Source organism: Nanobdella aerobiophila, from assembly GCF_023169545.1.
Taxonomy (GTDB): Archaea; Nanobdellota; Nanobdellia; order Nanobdellales; family Nanobdellaceae; genus Nanobdella; species Nanobdella aerobiophila.
In genome coordinates, this window is the sequence record NZ_AP019769.1 from 228,355 (window position 1) to 246,787 (window position 18,433).

At 24.4% G+C, this 18,433-nt stretch carries 24 protein-coding genes and 2 tRNA genes; 9 read left to right on the forward strand and 17 right to left on the reverse strand.

All coding sequences use genetic code 11. The features are described 5' to 3' along the window. Nucleotides 1–28 precede the first annotated feature (28 nt). The 3 genes from MJ2HA_RS01315 to MJ2HA_RS01325 are packed head-to-tail and all read left to right on the forward strand — an operon-like array spanning nt 29 to nt 2,477. Nucleotides 29–949, forward strand: coding sequence for a glycosyltransferase (locus MJ2HA_RS01315; RefSeq protein WP_258393466.1), 921 nt, complete (start codon nt 29–31; stop codon nt 947–949). A 10-nt stretch (nt 950–959) separates the two neighbouring features. Then, entirely contained in the window at nt 960–1,193 is a 234-nt protein-coding gene (locus tag MJ2HA_RS01320) for a hypothetical protein (RefSeq protein ID WP_258393467.1), read from the forward strand. 12 nt (nt 1,194–1,205) lie between these two features. Next, nucleotides 1,206–2,477: a glycosyltransferase gene (locus MJ2HA_RS01325; protein ID WP_258393468.1), complete on the forward strand. Its 1,272-nt coding sequence runs from the start codon at nt 1,206–1,208 to the stop codon at nt 2,475–2,477. On the opposite strand, the gene MJ2HA_RS01330 is transcribed toward MJ2HA_RS01325, so the two are convergent. From MJ2HA_RS01330 to wecB, 3 genes are read right to left on the reverse strand one after another with little or no spacing between them, the layout of a single operon-like run. Beyond that, a complete protein-coding gene (locus MJ2HA_RS01330) occupies nt 2,474–3,337 on the reverse strand; it encodes a glycosyltransferase family 4 protein (RefSeq protein ID WP_258393469.1) in 864 nt (287 codons plus the stop codon). The genes MJ2HA_RS01325 and MJ2HA_RS01330 overlap by 4 nt on opposite strands. After that, nucleotides 3,334–4,359 (reverse strand): glycosyltransferase, encoded by a 1,026-nt coding sequence (locus MJ2HA_RS01335; protein ID WP_258393470.1) that lies wholly within the window; start codon nt 4,357–4,359, stop codon nt 3,334–3,336. Before MJ2HA_RS01335 ends, MJ2HA_RS01330 begins: the two co-directional genes overlap by 4 nt. Further along, complete coding sequence (wecB, locus tag MJ2HA_RS01340; protein WP_258393471.1) at nt 4,356–5,435, reverse strand: non-hydrolyzing UDP-N-acetylglucosamine 2-epimerase; 1,080 nt, start codon at nt 5,433–5,435, stop codon at nt 4,356–4,358. Before wecB ends, MJ2HA_RS01335 begins: the two co-directional genes overlap by 4 nt. 39 nt (nt 5,436–5,474) lie before the next feature. Between wecB and MJ2HA_RS01345 the strand changes: the two genes are divergently transcribed. After that, nucleotides 5,475–6,560: a glycosyltransferase family 4 protein gene (locus MJ2HA_RS01345; RefSeq protein ID WP_258393472.1), complete on the forward strand. Its 1,086-nt coding sequence runs from the start codon at nt 5,475–5,477 to the stop codon at nt 6,558–6,560. On the opposite strand, the gene lysS is transcribed toward MJ2HA_RS01345, so the two are convergent. Beyond that, entirely contained in the window at nt 6,557–8,095 is a 1,539-nt protein-coding gene (gene lysS, locus MJ2HA_RS01350; RefSeq protein ID WP_258393473.1) for a lysine--tRNA ligase, read from the reverse strand. The genes MJ2HA_RS01345 and lysS overlap by 4 nt on opposite strands. A gap of 50 nt (nt 8,096–8,145) precedes the next feature. On the opposite strand from lysS, the gene MJ2HA_RS01355 reads away from it, so the two are divergent. After that, the gene (locus tag MJ2HA_RS01355; RefSeq protein WP_258393474.1) at nt 8,146–8,877 is read left to right on the forward strand and encodes a tRNA (adenine-N1)-methyltransferase; all 732 of its coding nucleotides are present in this window, start codon (nt 8,146–8,148) and stop codon (nt 8,875–8,877) included. Here MJ2HA_RS01355 and MJ2HA_RS01360 read toward each other — a convergent pair. Further along, entirely contained in the window at nt 8,841–9,440 is a 600-nt protein-coding gene (locus tag MJ2HA_RS01360) for a hypothetical protein (protein WP_258393475.1), read from the reverse strand. The two genes, MJ2HA_RS01355 and MJ2HA_RS01360, sit on opposite strands and share 37 nt — an antisense overlap. On the opposite strand from MJ2HA_RS01360, the gene MJ2HA_RS01365 reads away from it, so the two are divergent. Further along, a complete protein-coding gene (locus MJ2HA_RS01365) occupies nt 9,439–10,305 on the forward strand; it encodes a TIM barrel protein (protein WP_258393476.1) in 867 nt (288 codons plus the stop codon). The genes MJ2HA_RS01360 and MJ2HA_RS01365 overlap by 2 nt on opposite strands. Here MJ2HA_RS01365 and MJ2HA_RS01370 read toward each other — a convergent pair. From MJ2HA_RS01370 to MJ2HA_RS01390, 5 genes are read right to left on the reverse strand one after another with little or no spacing between them, the layout of a single operon-like run. Then, nucleotides 10,300–11,772, reverse strand: coding sequence for a preprotein translocase subunit SecD family protein (locus MJ2HA_RS01370; protein WP_258393477.1), 1,473 nt, complete (start codon nt 11,770–11,772; stop codon nt 10,300–10,302). The two genes, MJ2HA_RS01365 and MJ2HA_RS01370, sit on opposite strands and share 6 nt — an antisense overlap. Before the next feature lie 24 nt (nt 11,773–11,796). Continuing rightward, nucleotides 11,797–12,378, reverse strand: coding sequence for an endonuclease dU (locus MJ2HA_RS01375; protein WP_258393478.1), 582 nt, complete (start codon nt 12,376–12,378; stop codon nt 11,797–11,799). Next, nucleotides 12,351–12,935: a hypothetical protein gene (locus MJ2HA_RS01380; protein WP_258393479.1), complete on the reverse strand. Its 585-nt coding sequence runs from the start codon at nt 12,933–12,935 to the stop codon at nt 12,351–12,353. The genes MJ2HA_RS01375 and MJ2HA_RS01380 overlap by 28 nt, the downstream gene beginning before the upstream one ends. Continuing rightward, nucleotides 12,932–13,375 (reverse strand): helix-turn-helix domain-containing protein, encoded by a 444-nt coding sequence (locus MJ2HA_RS01385; RefSeq protein ID WP_258393480.1) that lies wholly within the window; start codon nt 13,373–13,375, stop codon nt 12,932–12,934. The genes MJ2HA_RS01380 and MJ2HA_RS01385 overlap by 4 nt, the downstream gene beginning before the upstream one ends. Next, the gene (locus tag MJ2HA_RS01390; RefSeq protein WP_258393481.1) at nt 13,372–13,995 is read right to left on the reverse strand and encodes a hypothetical protein; all 624 of its coding nucleotides are present in this window, start codon (nt 13,993–13,995) and stop codon (nt 13,372–13,374) included. Before MJ2HA_RS01390 ends, MJ2HA_RS01385 begins: the two co-directional genes overlap by 4 nt. 55 nt (nt 13,996–14,050) lie before the next feature. Between MJ2HA_RS01390 and MJ2HA_RS01395 the strand changes: the two genes are divergently transcribed. After that, nucleotides 14,051–14,123, forward strand: a tRNA-Ile gene (locus MJ2HA_RS01395). A gap of 56 nt (nt 14,124–14,179) precedes the next feature. Here the strand turns inward: MJ2HA_RS01395 and MJ2HA_RS01400 are convergent. Further along, nucleotides 14,180–14,289, reverse strand: a tRNA-Leu gene (locus MJ2HA_RS01400). Between the two features lie 85 nt (nt 14,290–14,374). Between MJ2HA_RS01400 and MJ2HA_RS01405 the strand changes: the two genes are divergently transcribed. Together MJ2HA_RS01405 and MJ2HA_RS01410 are read left to right on the forward strand one after the other, a co-directional pair. Beyond that, a complete protein-coding gene (locus tag MJ2HA_RS01405; protein ID WP_258393585.1) occupies nt 14,375–14,767 on the forward strand; it encodes a 30S ribosomal protein S8e in 393 nt (130 codons plus the stop codon). A gap of 60 nt (nt 14,768–14,827) precedes the next feature. Then, complete coding sequence (locus tag MJ2HA_RS01410; RefSeq protein ID WP_258393482.1) at nt 14,828–15,046, forward strand: LSM domain-containing protein; 219 nt, start codon at nt 14,828–14,830, stop codon at nt 15,044–15,046. Between the two features lie 4 nt (nt 15,047–15,050). On the opposite strand, the gene MJ2HA_RS01415 is transcribed toward MJ2HA_RS01410, so the two are convergent. The 6 genes from MJ2HA_RS01415 to MJ2HA_RS01440 are packed head-to-tail and all read right to left on the reverse strand — an operon-like array spanning nt 15,051 to nt 18,395. Continuing rightward, complete coding sequence (locus MJ2HA_RS01415; protein ID WP_258393483.1) at nt 15,051–15,302, reverse strand: PRC-barrel domain-containing protein; 252 nt, start codon at nt 15,300–15,302, stop codon at nt 15,051–15,053. A gap of 32 nt (nt 15,303–15,334) precedes the next feature. After that, nucleotides 15,335–16,312, reverse strand: a complete 978-nt coding sequence (radA, locus tag MJ2HA_RS01420; protein WP_258393484.1) for a DNA repair and recombination protein RadA — start codon at nt 16,310–16,312, stop codon at nt 15,335–15,337. A gap of 22 nt (nt 16,313–16,334) precedes the next feature. Beyond that, nucleotides 16,335–16,925, reverse strand: coding sequence for a SufD family Fe-S cluster assembly protein (locus MJ2HA_RS01425; RefSeq protein ID WP_258393485.1), 591 nt, complete (start codon nt 16,923–16,925; stop codon nt 16,335–16,337). Continuing rightward, nucleotides 16,906–17,595 (reverse strand): ATP-binding cassette domain-containing protein, encoded by a 690-nt coding sequence (locus tag MJ2HA_RS01430; RefSeq protein ID WP_258393486.1) that lies wholly within the window; start codon nt 17,593–17,595, stop codon nt 16,906–16,908. The genes MJ2HA_RS01425 and MJ2HA_RS01430 overlap by 20 nt, the downstream gene beginning before the upstream one ends. 39 nt (nt 17,596–17,634) lie before the next feature. Next, on the reverse strand, nt 17,635–18,150 hold the full coding sequence (locus tag MJ2HA_RS01435) for a 50S ribosomal protein L15e (protein WP_258393487.1): 516 nt from the start codon (nt 18,148–18,150) through the stop codon (nt 17,635–17,637). Next, nucleotides 18,147–18,395, reverse strand: coding sequence for a hypothetical protein (locus tag MJ2HA_RS01440; RefSeq protein ID WP_258393488.1), 249 nt, complete (start codon nt 18,393–18,395; stop codon nt 18,147–18,149). Before MJ2HA_RS01440 ends, MJ2HA_RS01435 begins: the two co-directional genes overlap by 4 nt. Nucleotides 18,396–18,433 lie beyond the last annotated feature (38 nt).

Below are 18,433 nucleotides of genomic sequence, written 5' to 3' on the forward strand. Positions count from 1 at the left end.
TTTTATATTTAAAATTAAATTATTAAAAATGGGTTATATCTATATGTTTGATAATTTGGATTTTACTGTAGGAGTATATAGAGCATTAGTTAGTCTTTTATATTTAAAAGATTATGAATTATATATTCCTCGAAATACAAAATATATACAAATAGAAAATACTAAAAAATTATTAGAAGAGGAAATAAAAGATAAAATAATTGAAATATTAAAGTCTGCGAATGTTTTACCACCTATTCCAAAGAAAAAAATGTTAAAAATCTTCTATTATAAAAAGCTTAGTAAGATATTTAGTGAACCAATTTATTATCCAGGAGAGAATTTTTTATTTAGAGAATATTATTTTAACGAAAAATTACAATTAATGCAACTTTTACCAGGTGTTGGTTCTTATATATATGAAAAAAATAGCAAATTTTATAATTTACTTCAAAATGTTAAACTTAATGATTTCTTAATAAACAGAAGTAATAAACTATTAGTTAAATATTTGTATAATTTAATAAAATTGAAAGTATTTAATAATGGAATTTATTTATCTGTGTCAAAAAGTCATCCATATGAGTTTAAAAGATTAGGAATAAAAAGTAAAATATTTACTATAGATCCTGGAAATGGTATTTTTCATAAAGAATTAGATAATAGTAAAGATTATGATTTAATTTATATTGGTAGAGCTACACCAGATAAAGGATTTTTAGATTTAATATATATTTTACAATATTTAGATAAAAATATTAATAAAAAAATAAAGATTATAGTCATAGTAAGAGATAGAACAGAATTATTAGATAAATTATTAAATACAAAATTTAGAAATATTGAGATTATATATTTAAGTAAGATTCCTAGAGAAAAATTAAGAGAATTATTGGCTAAGACCAAAATTTTTATTTTTCCATCAAAAGTTGAAGGACTTAGTTTAAGTTATCTTAGAAGCTCTAGATAGTGGTACTCCTGTGATAGCATATGGTATTCCATCAATAAGGTATAATTTTAAAGATTTGAAGTCTGTAATAAAAGTACCTACTAATAATTATATTTTATTTGCAAAATATATTATTAATTTGTTAGAAAGTGGAGATTTAGAAAAATTATATAGAATTGCCAAAGAAGAAGCTAAATTATTTAATTGGAAGGATGTATTTAGAAGTGAAGAAAAGTTAATAAAAAAGGTTATAAAAATTATATAAAATTAAATTTATATGAAAATAGGATTTTTAACATCATTTGGAGTTTTATTTAAAAGTGGGGGAGGTTCAGATGTAAATGCGAGAAATATATTATTAAATTTAAAAGATTTTGACAATGTTATTTTGTTTCCGTTAATAGATGAAATATTGGAAAAATTTGAGGATATTTGTAACAATATAAATAAAGTAAAAGAAATAGAGTTGCCATATAGTTTATATAAGATATGCGATAGTAGAAAAAATTATAATTATATGGAGATATTAAATATGTTAGTTGAAGATGCAAAAAATGTTGATGTATTTTATGATTCTACAATAAGAATACATAGAAAAAATATATCTAAAAATTTTTTAAAATATTTACTCAGTAAAAATATACCTTGTGATGATAATTTATGTGTTGAAGGATACTGGATAGCAAAATTAGCGAATAAAAAAATTGTAATAGAACATCAGGAAGATATAAAATCATTAAATTATGGTATTAATTTTTTAATTAATGGATTAAGATATAAAATTTATAATCCATTTTATGGTATGGAAAATTATTTATATTTTCTTAAGATGTCAAAAATAGAAAAGATAATAGAAGATCCTTTGGTAAAATATTATCTATTTTTAAGTAAAGGACAATATGAACATTTAAAAATAAAAAATAATCCAAAAATAAAATTATTAAAATATGGCAATGCATTTGATAAAGAATTATTAAATTATAGAACTAAAAATAAAGAAAATTATATTGTATTTTATGCTAGAATGCACTATCATAAAGGAATATATGAATTACCATATATAATTAAAGAATTAAAGAAATATGATAAAGATATTAAGTTAAAAATATTTGGAAAGTTTTCTATAGAAAAGCAAAAGAAAGATTTCTTTAATTTAATTAAAAAATTTAATTTAGAAAATAATATTGAATATTTAGGATTTATATCTGAAGAAGAAAAGTATAAGATTGTATCAAAAGCAAAAGTTTTACTATATCCTACTCATTATGATGCATTTTCATTGGTTATACTTGAATCTTTAGCTTTAGGCACTCCCATAATATCTTATAATATCCCTACAGTTTATTACATATATAAAGATTTACCAATAGTAAAATTTGTAAAGGAATTTGATATAAAATCTATGGCAAAAGAAATTTATAATATCTTAAAATTAGATGATGATAAATATTTTGAATTAATATATAATGAGAAAGTAAATAAATTTTTAGAGGAACATAGTAATTGGAAAAAAGTTGCTGAAGAAATATATAATTACTTAAAGAATTAAATTATACTACTATATAACTTTATTAGTTTTTCTGCATGGGCTGTCCATGTTAAATTATTTTTAACAATCCATTCTCTTAGTCCTCTTAATTCTGGAAGTTCTTCATTCTTTATTTTATTAAGTATTATTTCTAATTCCTCAAAATTATTTACTTTATATATTGGTAGTATTTCTCCTATTCCATAATTACTCCCTATTATGTATGGAACTTCGCATGCCGTGGCCTCCAACCAAACCATATTAAAACCTGCATATTTAGGTGGTAAAGATATAAATATTGATATTTGATTATATAATTTCGGTAATTCTTCATATGGATAGGCCCCACTTTGAATATAGTTTATCTTTAATTTTCTCAATATCTTTATAATTTTATCTGAATTATATTTTTGAAATATACCAGCCAAATAATTTTCTCTTTCTATGTTTTCATATCTTTTAAATAAATCTAAATCTACACCATTTGGTATATATGTAGTTTCCGGATACTTTTTTAACATTTTTGGAGATATTACTACAACTCTTTTTCCTAATTTTTTTACTATATGATCTTCAAAATATTTTGCCAAGGGGTTTGCTGGTGATCCATGCAAGGTAACTATTAAGTTTTTTATATTCGCTTTGACAGCTGGATATGCAATCGACCAATCATGGGCATGTATAATGTCATATTCTTTACTCCATTTTTCATATAATTCCTTTAATTTTCTATAAGAACTTATAAAACTAGGTAGTTTAAGATCTTCATTTCTAGTTATAACATCTACTTCTGTTCCTCTCTTTTCCAGTTCTTTCTTTACGTATTCTATATGAATGTTCACACCCCCTATTTTTGCTTTTTCTACAAATAACACTCTCATTTTATAAATCCTTTAATAAATCCTGTTTGATATGCAAGCCTTTTCGTTAATTCCAATATTGGTATATATATTATTCCTAAAAAATCTTTAGATTTAATATAGTATTTAATTCCTAAATACAATAAATATAATATTATCAAAGATAATACTAGAATAAATAATTTAATTAAAAATATTGCGGAAAATACTAAAATCAATATTAAAAGCCAAAATCCTAAGAAAAATATTAATAATTTTTTATATTTTAAAATATTTCCTTGTAAAACATCCCCAATTGCATATTTCTCAAATTTTCTATAAAATTCTTTTATATTTCTGGGTACTTTCCAATATACTTTTGCATTTTTATCGAATACAAACTTATAATCTCTATTTAAGACTTCTAGGTGAAATTTTGTATCCTCGCCGGTAACAAAAATTTCAGGATATCCTCCAATTTTTTCCCATACATATTTAAAATATGCACTAGCCCTAGAGCTTATCCTTGATGGAACTTTATTCTGTTTTTCAGGATCTTTTATTAACATATATCCGGCAAATTTTTCAAATCTACTATCTTTCATCGTATAGGTTACACCCTGAACAAATTCTCCTTCTTTTATATCCTTTAATTCTTCAATATTAATTCCTTTATTATTTAAATATTTTACAAAATCTTCTTTTTTTATATTAAATTTGTCTAAATGATTTAAAATATATTTTAATAATGATTTTGTAATCTCTCGTACATATTCTCTATCATATTTGCATCCAGCATCGGAGGTTACAATTATTATTCCAGAAGAATTTTTTATTGCAACATTTCTCCCTTTTGCAACATTTGCTCCTTTTTCTTGAATTATTTTTACAAAATCGTATTTTTTTTCATATTCTTTTAGTATTTCATATGTTTTATCTTCAGATCCACCGTCTACAATTATAATTTCATCAGGTAATAATGTTTGATTCAATATAGATTCCATGAAATCTTTTATAGAATCTTCTTCATTTAGCACAGTAGAAATCAAAGATATTATTTTCATAAATAATATTTTTTTATAATTTTTATAATCTTTTTTGATACTCCTGGTTTTCCGTATGGATTTTCATAATTTTTATTATACCTCTCTTCTAGGAATTCATTTATTTTTTTCATAGTCTCTTTAATATTTAATTTAGATAAATAGTTTATTCCAGTATATAATCCTTCGGTTCTTTCAGTTTTCATCCTCAGTAATATGGAAGGTATTCTAAATATTATGCTCTCTTCCTGTATACTTCCTCCATCTGTTAATAATATCCTTGATTTAGATAAGTATCTTATAAATGTTATATAGTCCGTAGGATTGATAATTTCTATATTTTTATTATTTTCTAGATATTTTAATAATTCATATTTCTCTAAAGCTTTTTTTGTATTATCATATAGAGGCATAATCAACTTGATCTTTTTTGATGTTTCTGCTATTATTTTTATAATCTTTGCCATTCTTAATTTACTCTTCAAATTTTCATGTCTATGTATTGAAATCAAGCCATATTCTTCATCAGGAATGTTTATATCTTTTCCTAAGTTATATGCTAATAATGCTGAATCATTAATTGTATTACCGACATTATATATATCTTTTTTCCATGGAAATTGTTTTTTAATATTTATATAAGATGCTTTCGATACAGGAAATAGTATATTAGAAAAATAATCTGCAATATTTCTTATTATTTCTTCTGGAAATGGTTCAAAAGGATCCCAAGATCTTAATCCAGCTTCAATATGTACAGTTTTTATTCTTTTTAGAAATCCGGCAAAAGAACCTGAAAAAGTAGCAATTGTATCTCCATGTACAATTATAATATCATCTTTATTTAAAGTATTTTTTATTATAAAAGATGTCTTTATTCCAAATCTTATTGCTTCTCTTGTATTTAATTCAAATCCTTTTCTGGGTTTTATTATATATTTATAATTTATTTTATCTTTTATATCAAATTTTTCTAATATATAATCAACATCATGTTGTCCCGTGAATAATACTTCATACTCTAAATCCTTGCATTCTATTATTAAAGGTATCATCTTAATTAATTCAGCTCTGGTACCTATTATAACTTTTATCATTAAACATATACTTTAAATAAGTATTTATAATTATATTTTATGAAGAAAGTAATAATAGAATTTCCCTGGAATTTTATAGATTCACAGTATTATAAAAATCTAATAAATTATCCGCCGCAAGGATTTATATATTTAAATAAGATAAATAGGGAATTATTGATAACAAATCCAAAAAAGTTTTCTAGTTATGTAAAATTAAAAGAGGTTGGTAGGAGAATATTACAAAAAACGAATATATCTATACCAATTATAAAATTTAATAAGTACAATACTGATATTGTTCATTGCGCTAGATGTTTTTCATTAAGAAATAATTATGTAGTAGATGTCGAAATATATTATTCTTTAGTATATGATATGAGTGATTTATCATCTAGAAGGCCATATTTGAATGTAGTAAGGAATTTGTTAACAAGGGATAATTGTAAAAGAATACTTCCGTGGACATATGCATCATACAATACATTTCCAAAGGAAATAAGAGAAAACAAAAAAATTAGAGAAAAGATAGATATATTATATCCGGCAGTGCCGGAGCATAAAATAAAAAGCATAAAACATGAAAAAATAACTTTACTACATATAGGACGATATTTTTATGGGAAAGGAGGATTATATATATTGGAATTATATAGGAAGCTAAAAGAAAAATATGATATAGAAACCATATTGATTTCTTTAACAATTCCAGATATATTAGTTAAGAAATATGGAAAATATGGAATAAAGATATATAAATCTGTATCTGCGGATAAATTATATAGTAACATTTTTCCTTCTACCGATATCTTTACTTATGGAAGTTTTTCTGAAACATTTGGATTTGCAATGGTAGAAGCTTTATCTTATAAAATTCCTATAATAACTTATGATGGATTTTCAAAAAAAGAAATAATAGATGAGGGAAAAAATGGATATATAATACCCGTAAAGGAAAATTATAGTATATATAAAGTTAATGAAGAATTATTAAATCAATTTTATGAAAAAACAGTAGAATTAATAGAGAATCCCTCATTGTTAAAAGAATTTTCTAGAAATGCATATAAAAAGTATAAGGAAAGATTTTCTATAGAAGTTAGGAATAAAAAATTAAAGGAAATATATGAAGAAAGTATAGATTAATATTTTTCATAGCCCTTTACAATAGGATTATCTATTGTATATTTAGTTAATATTTTTACTGCATTATTTTCTATTTGTTTCTTTATCATTGGGAATGGTATAACTTCTTTTATACTATTAATATTATTTATTAACATTATTACCCTATCGATTCCTAAACCCATACCACCCGCTGGTGGCATTCCATACATTAATGCTTCTATAAAATCCTGGTCATATAAATGTGCTTCCTCAAATCCTAACTCTCTCATTTTCGATTGTTCTAATAATAGTTTATTTTGTAATATAGGATCATTTAATTCAGAATATATATTATTTATTTCTACACCCAATATATATCCTTCTGCTCTTTCGACTAATGTAGGATCTTTTCTACTTATCTTACATAAAGGTGTAGATTCTTTTGGATGCTCTATAATATATGTAGGTTCAATTAATTTCTTTTCTACTAGATTTTCAAATAATGCAGTAATTGCTAATCCTCTATTATACTCATTTAATTCTAATTTTATATTATAATTATTTAATTCTTCCTCTAGCTCTTTATCGGATAATTTATCAACATCAATATTTGTATATTCTTTTATAGCTTCTTTCATTGTTAACCTTTTCCAAGGTGGTTTTAATGATATTTTTTTATCATTATATTCAATATAATCTTTTCCAATTACATCTTTTGCAATTCCATATACTAATTTTTCTGTAATTTCCATCATTTTATCTCTATCGGAGTATGCTTCATATGCTTCTAGCATAGTAAATTCAGGATTATGAGTTACATCTATAGATTCGTTTCTAAAATCCGTTGCTATTTCAAATACCTTATCAAATCCACCTACTAAATATCTTTTTAGATATAGTTCTGGTGCTATTCTTAAATACCAATCTTCTTTTAAATCATTTACTCTTGTAATGAATGGTTTTGCATTTGCTCCCCCATATATAGGCTGTAATATGGGTGTTTGAACTTCTATATATCCTAAATCTTCAAAATATTTTCTTATATAATTTAATACTTTAAATCTAATCTTAAATAATTCTTTTACATTATCATTCATTAAAAAATCTAAATATCTCTTTCTATATCTCTCTTCTGTATCTGATAAGCCATACCATTGATCTGGTAATGATATTAATGCTTTTGTTAATAATATCCATTCTTCTCCAAATATTGATAATTCTCCTGCTTTTGTTTTTCCTACTTTTCCATATATACCTATTATATCACCTCTCTGTAAAAAATTAAATGCATCTTCATATCTTTTCGTTATATCATCCTTTAATACTATTTGAATTTTATAAGAATCTTCTTTTATATCATAAAAAGATATTTTTCCATGTTTTCTTATAGAGTATATTCTACCAGTAATTTTTACGTATTTATCTATATAATTTTCTTGATTCAAAATAATATCTTTTATATCATCTGTTTTTTCAAATTCGTATGGAAATGGGTTATATCCTTTCTCTTTTATTTTTTCTAAAATATTTAGTCTGTCAATTATATCTTTTTCTAATCCACTTTCTATATCCATTTTATTTTTATTTTAAATACCTTTAAAAAATTTATATAAAAACCTTTATAATGATATTATTACATAAAAAGACTGGAAAAAAATTTTATCTAGAAAATAAAGATAAAGATTTTAATACACATTTTGGAATAATAAAAAAAGAAGATTTAAATAAAGAACCTGGAAGTATAGTAAAATCACATTTAGGAGAAGAATTTATAATATTTGAAGATAATTTCAATGATATAATTGGATATTTAAAATTAGGTCCTCAATCCGTACATAAAAAGGATATAGGTCTATTATATTCATTAGTTCCAATTTATTCTGGCATGAAAATTGTAGAAGGAGGAACTGGTTCAGGTATTTTAACATCATATTTGGCAAATTCTGTAAAACCTAATGGAAAAGTATATTCATATGAAATTAGAAAAGATTTTTATAAAATTGCCAAGAAAAATTTTGAAAAATTAAAATTGCTGGATTATATAGAATTAAAATTAAAGGATATTAATAATGGGATTGAAGAAAAAAATGTGGATTTAATAGTATTAGATACTCCAGATCCATGGAATACATTAAATTTTGCATATGAATCATTAAAAATTGGTGGATATTTAGCATCATTTTTGCCAAATATAACTTCAGTATTAAAATTATTGGATTTAAATGAAAAATTTTTATTGATAGGTATATATGAGAATTTTGTTAGGAAATGGGAATATGTAAGAGGTAAAGTATTAAGACCGGAAAATTTTGAAATTGTTCATACAGAATTTTTAGTATTATTTAGAAGGATATAGGATTTTATATAATACTCTCTTTCTAATGTATCAAATAAGTTTCTATATTTATATTGATTTATCAATAAAATTTTTATATTACCTTTATCTGCATAACTTATTAAATCATCATTAATTAATTTATTAAAGTAATAATCAATTGATTTTTTCGTTGTATATTCAATATTAATAATTTTTTCAACAATTTCCTGATAATCTATTACCGAATTATCACTATTATTATATAATAAAAATAGTATAGACATATATTTTGTTCTGCGGTCGAAGTATTCGTCTTTTAATTCTGTTTTTATCAAAATTTTTTCATATTCATTGTCTATTACACTATTATCAATTTTAGATAATATATAATATTGATTATTTATTATTTTAAATATTTTTATTATTCCAATTTTTTCAAATTTGCTTAATGAGTGGAGTATCCTTTCAGATGTTATATTTAGTTTTTTTCTTTCTATTGAAAGAAATTCATCTAGATTTCCAATTTTTCTATTATTTTTAATACTAAAATTTAAAGAGTCAATTAATATATCCATATCTGATCTTTTTATTTTTTCAGACATGAATAAGAATATAAATATAAAATTTATTAGATTTGTATCGATGGTAGAAAAATTGTATTTTGGACCTGCCGGAGTGCCACTATCTTCTCCTAAAAAAGATATATATAATGGGATAAAATATACATATGAAGAATTAAAACTAAATGGTTTAGAATTAGAATTTACTTATGGTGTAAGGATGAAAGATGAAGCTGCAAATAATATCAAAGAATATATAAAAGATAAAGACTTTATAATTACCTGCCATGCACCATATTTTATAAATTTTAATGCTCAAGAAAAAACAAAATTAGAAAATTCTAAAAAAATGTTATATGAATCTGCTAAGAAAACTTATTTATCTGGTGGTATATCTGTAGCATTCCATCCAGCCTGGTATCATAAGAATAGTCCTGAAGAAGTTTACAAGAAAGCTAGAGAATCTATAAGAGAAGTTATAAATAAGTTAATAGATGAAAATATAAATATAGTAATCAGACCAGAAACTATGGAATTAAAAAATAAATTTGGTGATATAGATGAAGTAATTAATTTATCATTAGATATAGATAATGTGTTACCTGCTATAGACTTTGCTCATTTAAGATATAGATATAATGATAATAGTATAGAATTTTTTAGAAAAATATTGGAAAAATTAGAAAGCAATTTAGGGAGAGAAATATTGGATAATATGCATATACATATGTCTGGAATAACATTGGATTCCAAGGGTACTCATAAAATCTTGGAAGAATCAGATATGCCATGGAGAGATATATTAAGGTTATTGAAAGAATTCAATTGCAAAGGGATTATAATATCAGAATCTCCAAATGTAGAAGAAGATGCTGTAAGAATGAAAAATTATTTTGAAAAATTATAATAATTTTTTTGCGATATTTATGAAAGCAGGTCTAGTTAACAAATATCCTATTCCAACCGTTATAATTACCATAACTGCAAAACCCTTATATAGTGCCAATCCTGCTATAAATGCCGGGAATACAGATAATATTTCTAATATTATGGCTAATAATATTATAAACATTGCTTTATTTATTGCCTTATCTAGATTATTCTGTGGTTTTGCTCTTAATATTTCTTCAGTAGCTACTAGTTGATCATCTATACCAGTTGTAGTACCAAATATTATACCTATAAATGCAGATATATCATAAGTTTGATGTATTGCTATGCCGATAGCAAATGAAATTATAAATTCTGATGCTAAAGTTAAAGAAATTAATAATGGTACCTTTATCTTTCTATATATAGCATATAATATTACTAATATACCAATAAATATAAGTACTGCAGCATATTCTAAGGACCCCAAAATATAAAATCCAAATATTGGTGGTATCTCTGATTCTTGTACTATATTGAATTTTGCCGGTAATTGACCATTTTCTAATATTATATATAAATTCTGAGCGGCGTTATAGGCATTGTTTTCTGCTTGCAATTCTGAGCTTCCTACCCCTGATACTTGTATAGATACCTCTTGCTCTACCTGTCCCTTCAGATTTGCAGCAATTAATAATGAGGATACATTTTGATTATCTAAATAAAATGTAATAGGTTCATTTAGGTACGCACCTCCATCTTCTAATATTACTGATAAATTTTGAGTAGCTTGAGCAAAATTCTCTGCAGCATTTGTATTTAATATTAATGTAAAATAGTATTGGCATATGTACTGATTTCCACTCGGAGAACATCCTAATAATCCTGAATACGATCCTCCAAATAGTGGTTTTACATCAGAACCAGTAAATACCGTATAATTACCGACTTTTGCATAAAATGTACCTTGCTCTATTATATATGGTATAAGATATCCTTCAGAATATGGTATTTCTACTATGATATATCCTTCAGATGTCGGATATATATTTATTGACTTTACACCGAAAGAGTTCAATCTATTACTAATAACTTGCGCAGCTAATGAAGTTTCTTGTGGTGTTAATTGTTTTGTAGAATTTAATATTAATAAATAGCCACCAGCTATATCCGTTCCATATTCTATATTTGTATACTCTGTAATATTTGTATAGTTAATTAGATAATTATATTCATATGGTTCTAGAACAAAAGTTCCTTTACTAGTTTTTATATTCATCAAAGAATCATTAATATTACTATATATACATGAATAATATGAACTTACAGAATTTATATTACAATTATTTATTGAATATATATATGTTTGGTTAGGTAAAACATTACTTTCTACTACTTCTATTTTATTAGATAATATAGAATATATATCATAAAATAATGCAACTAGTAATATAATAAAAAATAATAATATTCTCCAATCTTTTAGAAATGATTTTATATTCATAAGTTCATTATATATGAAACCTTTTTATGGTTTACCTCTCGAATATCCTCTTGTTACCCCCATTGCTACAATATGCGCTATTCTAACTGGTTCTGGTATCCTTGAGTATTTTGAGGTTAACTTTATTATATTTATTGCAGTATCAAGGTCAGTCCCATAATATTGAAAAAATAATCTTCCGTACATAGTATCATAAAAATTTATTTCAGGATAATTATTTATTATATCTATTCTCTTTTGATAATTATGTATCTTTTTTGCAGCTAGTTTAAATTTTTCGATATTGGGTCTTTTTCTTACTACAGATATTATAGGCAGATTTAAATTATTATAAAGATATTTAAAATCTATTAGGTTAAAGCCACCAAAGGAGACACCATTTGTCATAATTATTCTTAATTGATTATAGTGAGTTGTTCTTTTTATCATATCTATTATTTTTTCATTTACATCAAATCCGTCAATTTCTATTTTATTAGATAATACGCCATCTATTTGCTTATATCCTCTAAATATTACTCCAATTATTATAGTTTCTTTATCTATCTTTTTATTAAAATATCCATCATCAATTCCAATTATCCTGATTTCTCTTTTGATATCCATTTATTAATATATTTTTCCCAATCGAATTTAAAGAATATTATGCTTAAAATAATAAATATTATTGAAGAGTATATAGATAAATTAATTAATGATACATTTACAATTGTACTAATTTCTTTTAATATATTTATCTCTATAAAGAGCTCTATGAATGATTTTATTATCTTTCCAAATAGCTCTATAATATAATACAATACTATTCTTATCTTTTCTATACCGAATGATAAAAATAATAGATCGTCTAATGGTAAGAATGGCAATATGGCTAGTAAGAATATTATTATTATAAAATATTTATTTCTATATATACTTTTTATAAAGTTCATATTTTTATTGTTTTTCAATGGTTTAGATAATAATAGACCAATAATATACATAATCAATTTTCCAGTTGCTGCTCCTATGCCAAGTATTGTTGAAATTATTAATATATTAAGATTATTTATTCCTAATTTTACTAGTATAGGTATAGATAATAATGTAAATGGAGCTCCGAACAATGGAAAGGCGTTTAATATAAAAGATTCAAAGAATATATATAAAAAATAATATATCATTCTTCAAAATCTATTATATCTCCTACTGTAACATAATCATGGTTTTTTCTATCTCTGTTATTTTCTGTTAAAACTTCTTTCTTTATTATCTTTATATTTAATTCTTTTTCTATTTTTTTAGCTGTATTTATATCTGGCATTATCTTTTTATTTTCTATTGCTTTATATAAGCTTTCTTTCATATTCAATTTTCTAGCCATGTCTTCTTGTTTTAAATTATTTTCTTCTCTGTATTTTATTAGTAATTTATTATAATCTTCATCTATTACTTCTGAAACGATCTCCATCACTTTTGTATTCTTGTTATTTACTAGATTATTATTCTCATCTACTTCTTTTCCATATCTTTTACAGTCAATACATACTTTTAATATTGAGTTTTCTATGAGTACTCTATATAATCTTTCAGTGTTTTTTCCACAGAGTTCACAGGTCTTCATTTTAATAATTTTAGTATTTCATCTTTATATTCTAATGCAATTATTACTCCTACTATAATACCAAAAGATATTGATGTAGACATAAGAAAATAATATAAAGTATTTATTAATATCTGGGAATTTAGACCTATATATGATAGTGCTATGGATAAAAAGATATAAATAAATAGGCCTTTTATTAGATTCTTAGCACCATTTTTTGTCTTGAACAATGAAGAAATCACTTCTCCGATTCCGACTCCAACTAAAACTATTATAATAGATATATAAATGTAATTTAATATAGTAAAGAGTATATACGATTGTGGAAGATTAATGTATAATCCTAGAATGATAAAATATATTATTATATAATACTTTAATAAGTCTATAATTATATTAGATAATTTTCTACCGAAGAACATCTCTTTATAAATCAAGGTCAGATTATCTATATTTAAATAATTTAATATTATTTTTGTAAAAAATATTGTTATTTTTGATACTACATAACCTATAGATAAGAATACTATTAATATAATAAAATCAGCAGTGTAGGTAGGTAACTGAGTAATCGTATCTAAAATTCTATATCCTATTATATTATATATTTTTATTAAAACTTGCCCTATGAAATCCATTATCTATATACATTATAAATTTTTATAAAATGAAATAATGAATATATAAAAATTCGGGCCTATGGCTCAGAGGCTAGAGCGTCCGGCTGATAACCGGGAGGTCGGGGGTTCGAATCCCCCTAGGCCCATAATATTTATGGTTGTGCAATATTTTAGATTTCTGTTTAATTATGTATATTAAAAATGCGGGGGAGGGGATTTGAACCCCTGGCGGGCCTTAACCCATCGGGTTTCTTACTAATATTATTTATTCGGTCTTAAGCCCGACCCCTTTGGCCGCTCGGGCACCCCCGCATTATCTTTTTATTAATATCGATTTCTTTTTTAAAGTTTTTTTCTTATAGATATATGAATGGTAAATGTATATAAAAGAATAGGACTGTCAGTATATCAGGGTAAAGATAATAGAAAAGAGAACGGAAAATTAAAAGTTTCAAATAGTAAAAAAAGAAAACATAATTATGGTAGAAATCCTGTACTAACTAAATTATCTAAAGATGATAAAGAAATAAGATATATAATTAGAACTAAGGGTGGGAATACAAAAGTGAAGCTTAAATCTGCTCTATATGCAAATGTATTAAATCCTGATACAAAAGAAATTAAGAAATCTAAAATATTAGAAATATTAAAAAATCCAAATGATAAAAATTTAGATAGGGAAAAAATAATAACAAAAAATACAGTAATTAATACTAGTCTTGGAAAAGCAGTGGTGGTATCGAGACCGGGTCAGGATGGAATCATAAATGCAGTATTAATAAAACAATAATCTTTCTTAAATCTAAAAATAAAACATATATTTATAAAATCTTTTTTTATACTCTTTCTTATGGAAATAATCAGACCTTTGGATATAATAACACAATCTAAGGGAAAAGAGATATTGGTAGAGATGAAGAATGGTAAACAGTATAAGGGTAAGTTAGTAGCATCAGATGTGCATCCAAATATGGTACTAGAAGAAGTAACAGAATTAGATACGAATAAGAAATTGCCTTGGATATTCCTAAGGGGAGATAATATATCTTTAATAAAACCTCCAGAATAAAAATTTATACTATATCGTCTTCAGATACGACGATATAGTCTCCTATTGCTTTTACGGCCATAAAAGGGACTAAAAATCCATCCTTTGTTTTTTCTAATCCCAATCTCTGACTATTATCGGTTGGAGATTTTAATATAATATTTAGTACTTCCCCACTTCTTTCTTCAAATTGTAAGTCTGCGACATCTCCCAGTTTCCTTCCTTTATCAGTAACTACAGACTTGTTTATGAGTGCTATAGATTCGTATCTATCCATATATAAAAATACACATTATGAAATTATAAAGCTTATGCATCCCTTATACCTTCTTCAGTTATTCTAAATATAGCTTCTCTCTCAGGTAAATGTGGGGCATCAATTAATCTTGCTATCCTGGTCCTATCTTTACCTTTTCTCATAAATATTCTATATGTTATTGCATGTGCTAATACATGTCCACCAACTGCTTGCTGATCTATGGCGAAGAAGCCTTCTGGTTTTGCCATAACTTGGTTAGTTACATATACGGCAATATTATATACTGTTGCTAATTTTAATAAATCTCTTAGATGCTGATTTAGCCTTTGTTGCCTTTCGGCTAAATTACTTCTTCCAACATATTCTGCCCTAAAATGAGCAGTAATTGAATCAATAACTAATAATCTTATATTCCTACCTTCGTGTATTAAAGATGGTAATCTTTTAACTATATTTATTTGATGATCTGAATTATATGCCCTAATAAATAATATGTTTCTTAAGGCAGAATCGGGATCTATTTGTGAACCCTTTGCTATTTGTATTATCCTTTCAGGTCTAAATGTACCTTCTGTATCTATATAGACTGCTTGTGCAACCTTATCTGGTTCACTTAATCCTCCTTTTTCCTTTGGTAATTGTATATTTACTGCTAGTTGATGCCCAAGCTGTGTTTTTCCGGATCCAAATTCTCCGAATGCTTCTACTAGAGATTGTGTTTCTAAACCTCCACCAAGTAAATCATCTAGTGCATGGGAGCTTGTAGTTATTCTTTCTACATTTTTTCTTGATTCATAATATTCATAAGCTGTCTTAAATCCTTTCCCAACCATATCTTGAGCTAATTCTACTAATTTCTTGGCAGTTTCCTCTCCAACTCCTGCTTTTTCTATTAATTCATGAGCAGAAGTCATAGCTAAATCTTCTATAGTCATTATACCAGACTCCCTCAATTTTTGTGCAGTTTTTGGTCCTACACCTGGTAAGTCTTCTAGATCTACTATCTCCTTATTTTCTTCATCTACCATCTAAGATATATAAAATCAATATTTATATTTTTAAAAATTCTTTAATTAAAATATTCTTAATATCTTCTTTACTTAATGATAAATAATTTAAGTACTCAATCTCTTTATTATTTAATTTTAATGTTTTTGAACCATGAAATCCTCTAGATTTTTTGTTGAATACGTCTAGTATTGGTAATAATATTGAAATTCCATTCTCATCATATACTATTTGGTTTAGTCTTGCATCAGAATTTTCAGAATTATGTGGTATATATATTCTCGAAATTATAACAGCTTTATTTTTATTATATATCTTTTCATCAAATTTTGAATTTATATTAGAATATATATTATATAGATTATATATGTATATCTCTTTATTATTATCTAATAGAAAGTTTATATTTACATTTTTATTTACTATAAATTCATTATATAATATTGCTTTATTTTGATTGTTTATTATTATATTTAAATTTTCGCTATTTATATAAAATTTATTTATATATATATTATTTCCAGGATTAATATTTATATTTTCCGTATTATATATATTTTCTATTATATTATATCTATCAAATTCCTTATCATAATATTTCCTAAACAGATCTTTAAAATATTGAGAATCCATGTTCTTCTATCTTATTTATTATTTCTTTTGATCCTATATATTTTATTTCGCCATTTAATAATATCATTACAACATCTATATTAATATCTTTTATAAATTTCATATTATGAGATATTATTATAATTATCTTGCCTTCATTCTTTAATTTATTTATATAGTATTTTAGTTTTTCCATAAACTCTATATCAGATCCTGAATCTATCTCATCAAATATAATTACATCTCTATTTAATAATATTGATAATAATAAGGATAACCTCTTCTTTTCTCCACCAGATAAATTATGATTTATTCCTCTGTCCAAAAAATTATCTGGCAGTCCTAATTCTTGGCCTATTTTTTTAATATTTTCTTCATTATAATTTTTTAATATATTCATTAATATGGTTCTTGTTTTTATGTTTTCAATCTCTATTGGATTTTGAAAAGAATAGTATATATATTTTGCAATTTCTTCAGTCTTCATATTTGTTATATCTATATCATTTAGAATTATTCTTCCTTCTTTTCTATAATTTATATCATTTAATATAGCCTTAGATAATGTTGTTTTACCAGATCCATTAGGTCCAAATATTAAATATATTTTACCATTTTCAAAATCAAGATTTATATTATTCAATATCTTTTTATCTTCAGAGTATATACTTAAATTTTCTATTTTTAGCATTAAAGTTTTATATAAAAAATATTTTTAAATATAACAGGGTTATAATTTCCTAGCTTTCTTAAAAGATGGAGTTAGTCCCCTTAAAGCTCTTTTTCTGTTTTTTCTATACAATAGCCAGGAATATTCTTCTCTATTATATATATTTGGATTATTTGGATCTGCCATTATAATTTCGTACCATTTATATTTTCCATCTTCAGCTACATAATATGAGTTTATTACTTCTAGATTTGAATACTTTCTCTGTGCTCTCTGTTCAGCAATCGACCTTAATGATATATCTAGAGGTCTATAATAGTAGTAATTTACAGTTTTTACATGTCTTGGCATATCTTTTCTCTTCCTTAGTCCTTTCTTCACTCTTATTCTTAATAATACAATGCCATTTAGTGGTTTCCAGCCTAATCTTCTTGCTTTATCTAATCTAGTAGGCCTATAAATTCTATGTATCTCTGGTTGCCTTCTAAATTCAACTAATCTATTTATCCATATCCTTTTAGTTAGCTCATTATCATCCCTCCAAAATTTTCTAATATATTTATATATAGATGTCATTTCTTTTCTTCTTTTTCTTCTGATTTTTGTTCCTCTTCTAATTCCTTCTCCACTTCCTTTAATTCCTTCTCTAATTTTTTATCTTCAATTCCAATCCAAAGTAATATTATTCCTATTATAAATAATATTGGCCCTATTATCCCTTTTATGACTATTATAAATTCTGATAACCAGTACCATATCATAGCTAGTCCTAATAATAATAAAACAACACCTATAATAGATTCCTTTATCCAGTCGTTCATCTTAATATAACTATAAATAAATCTTTTAAATATAATAC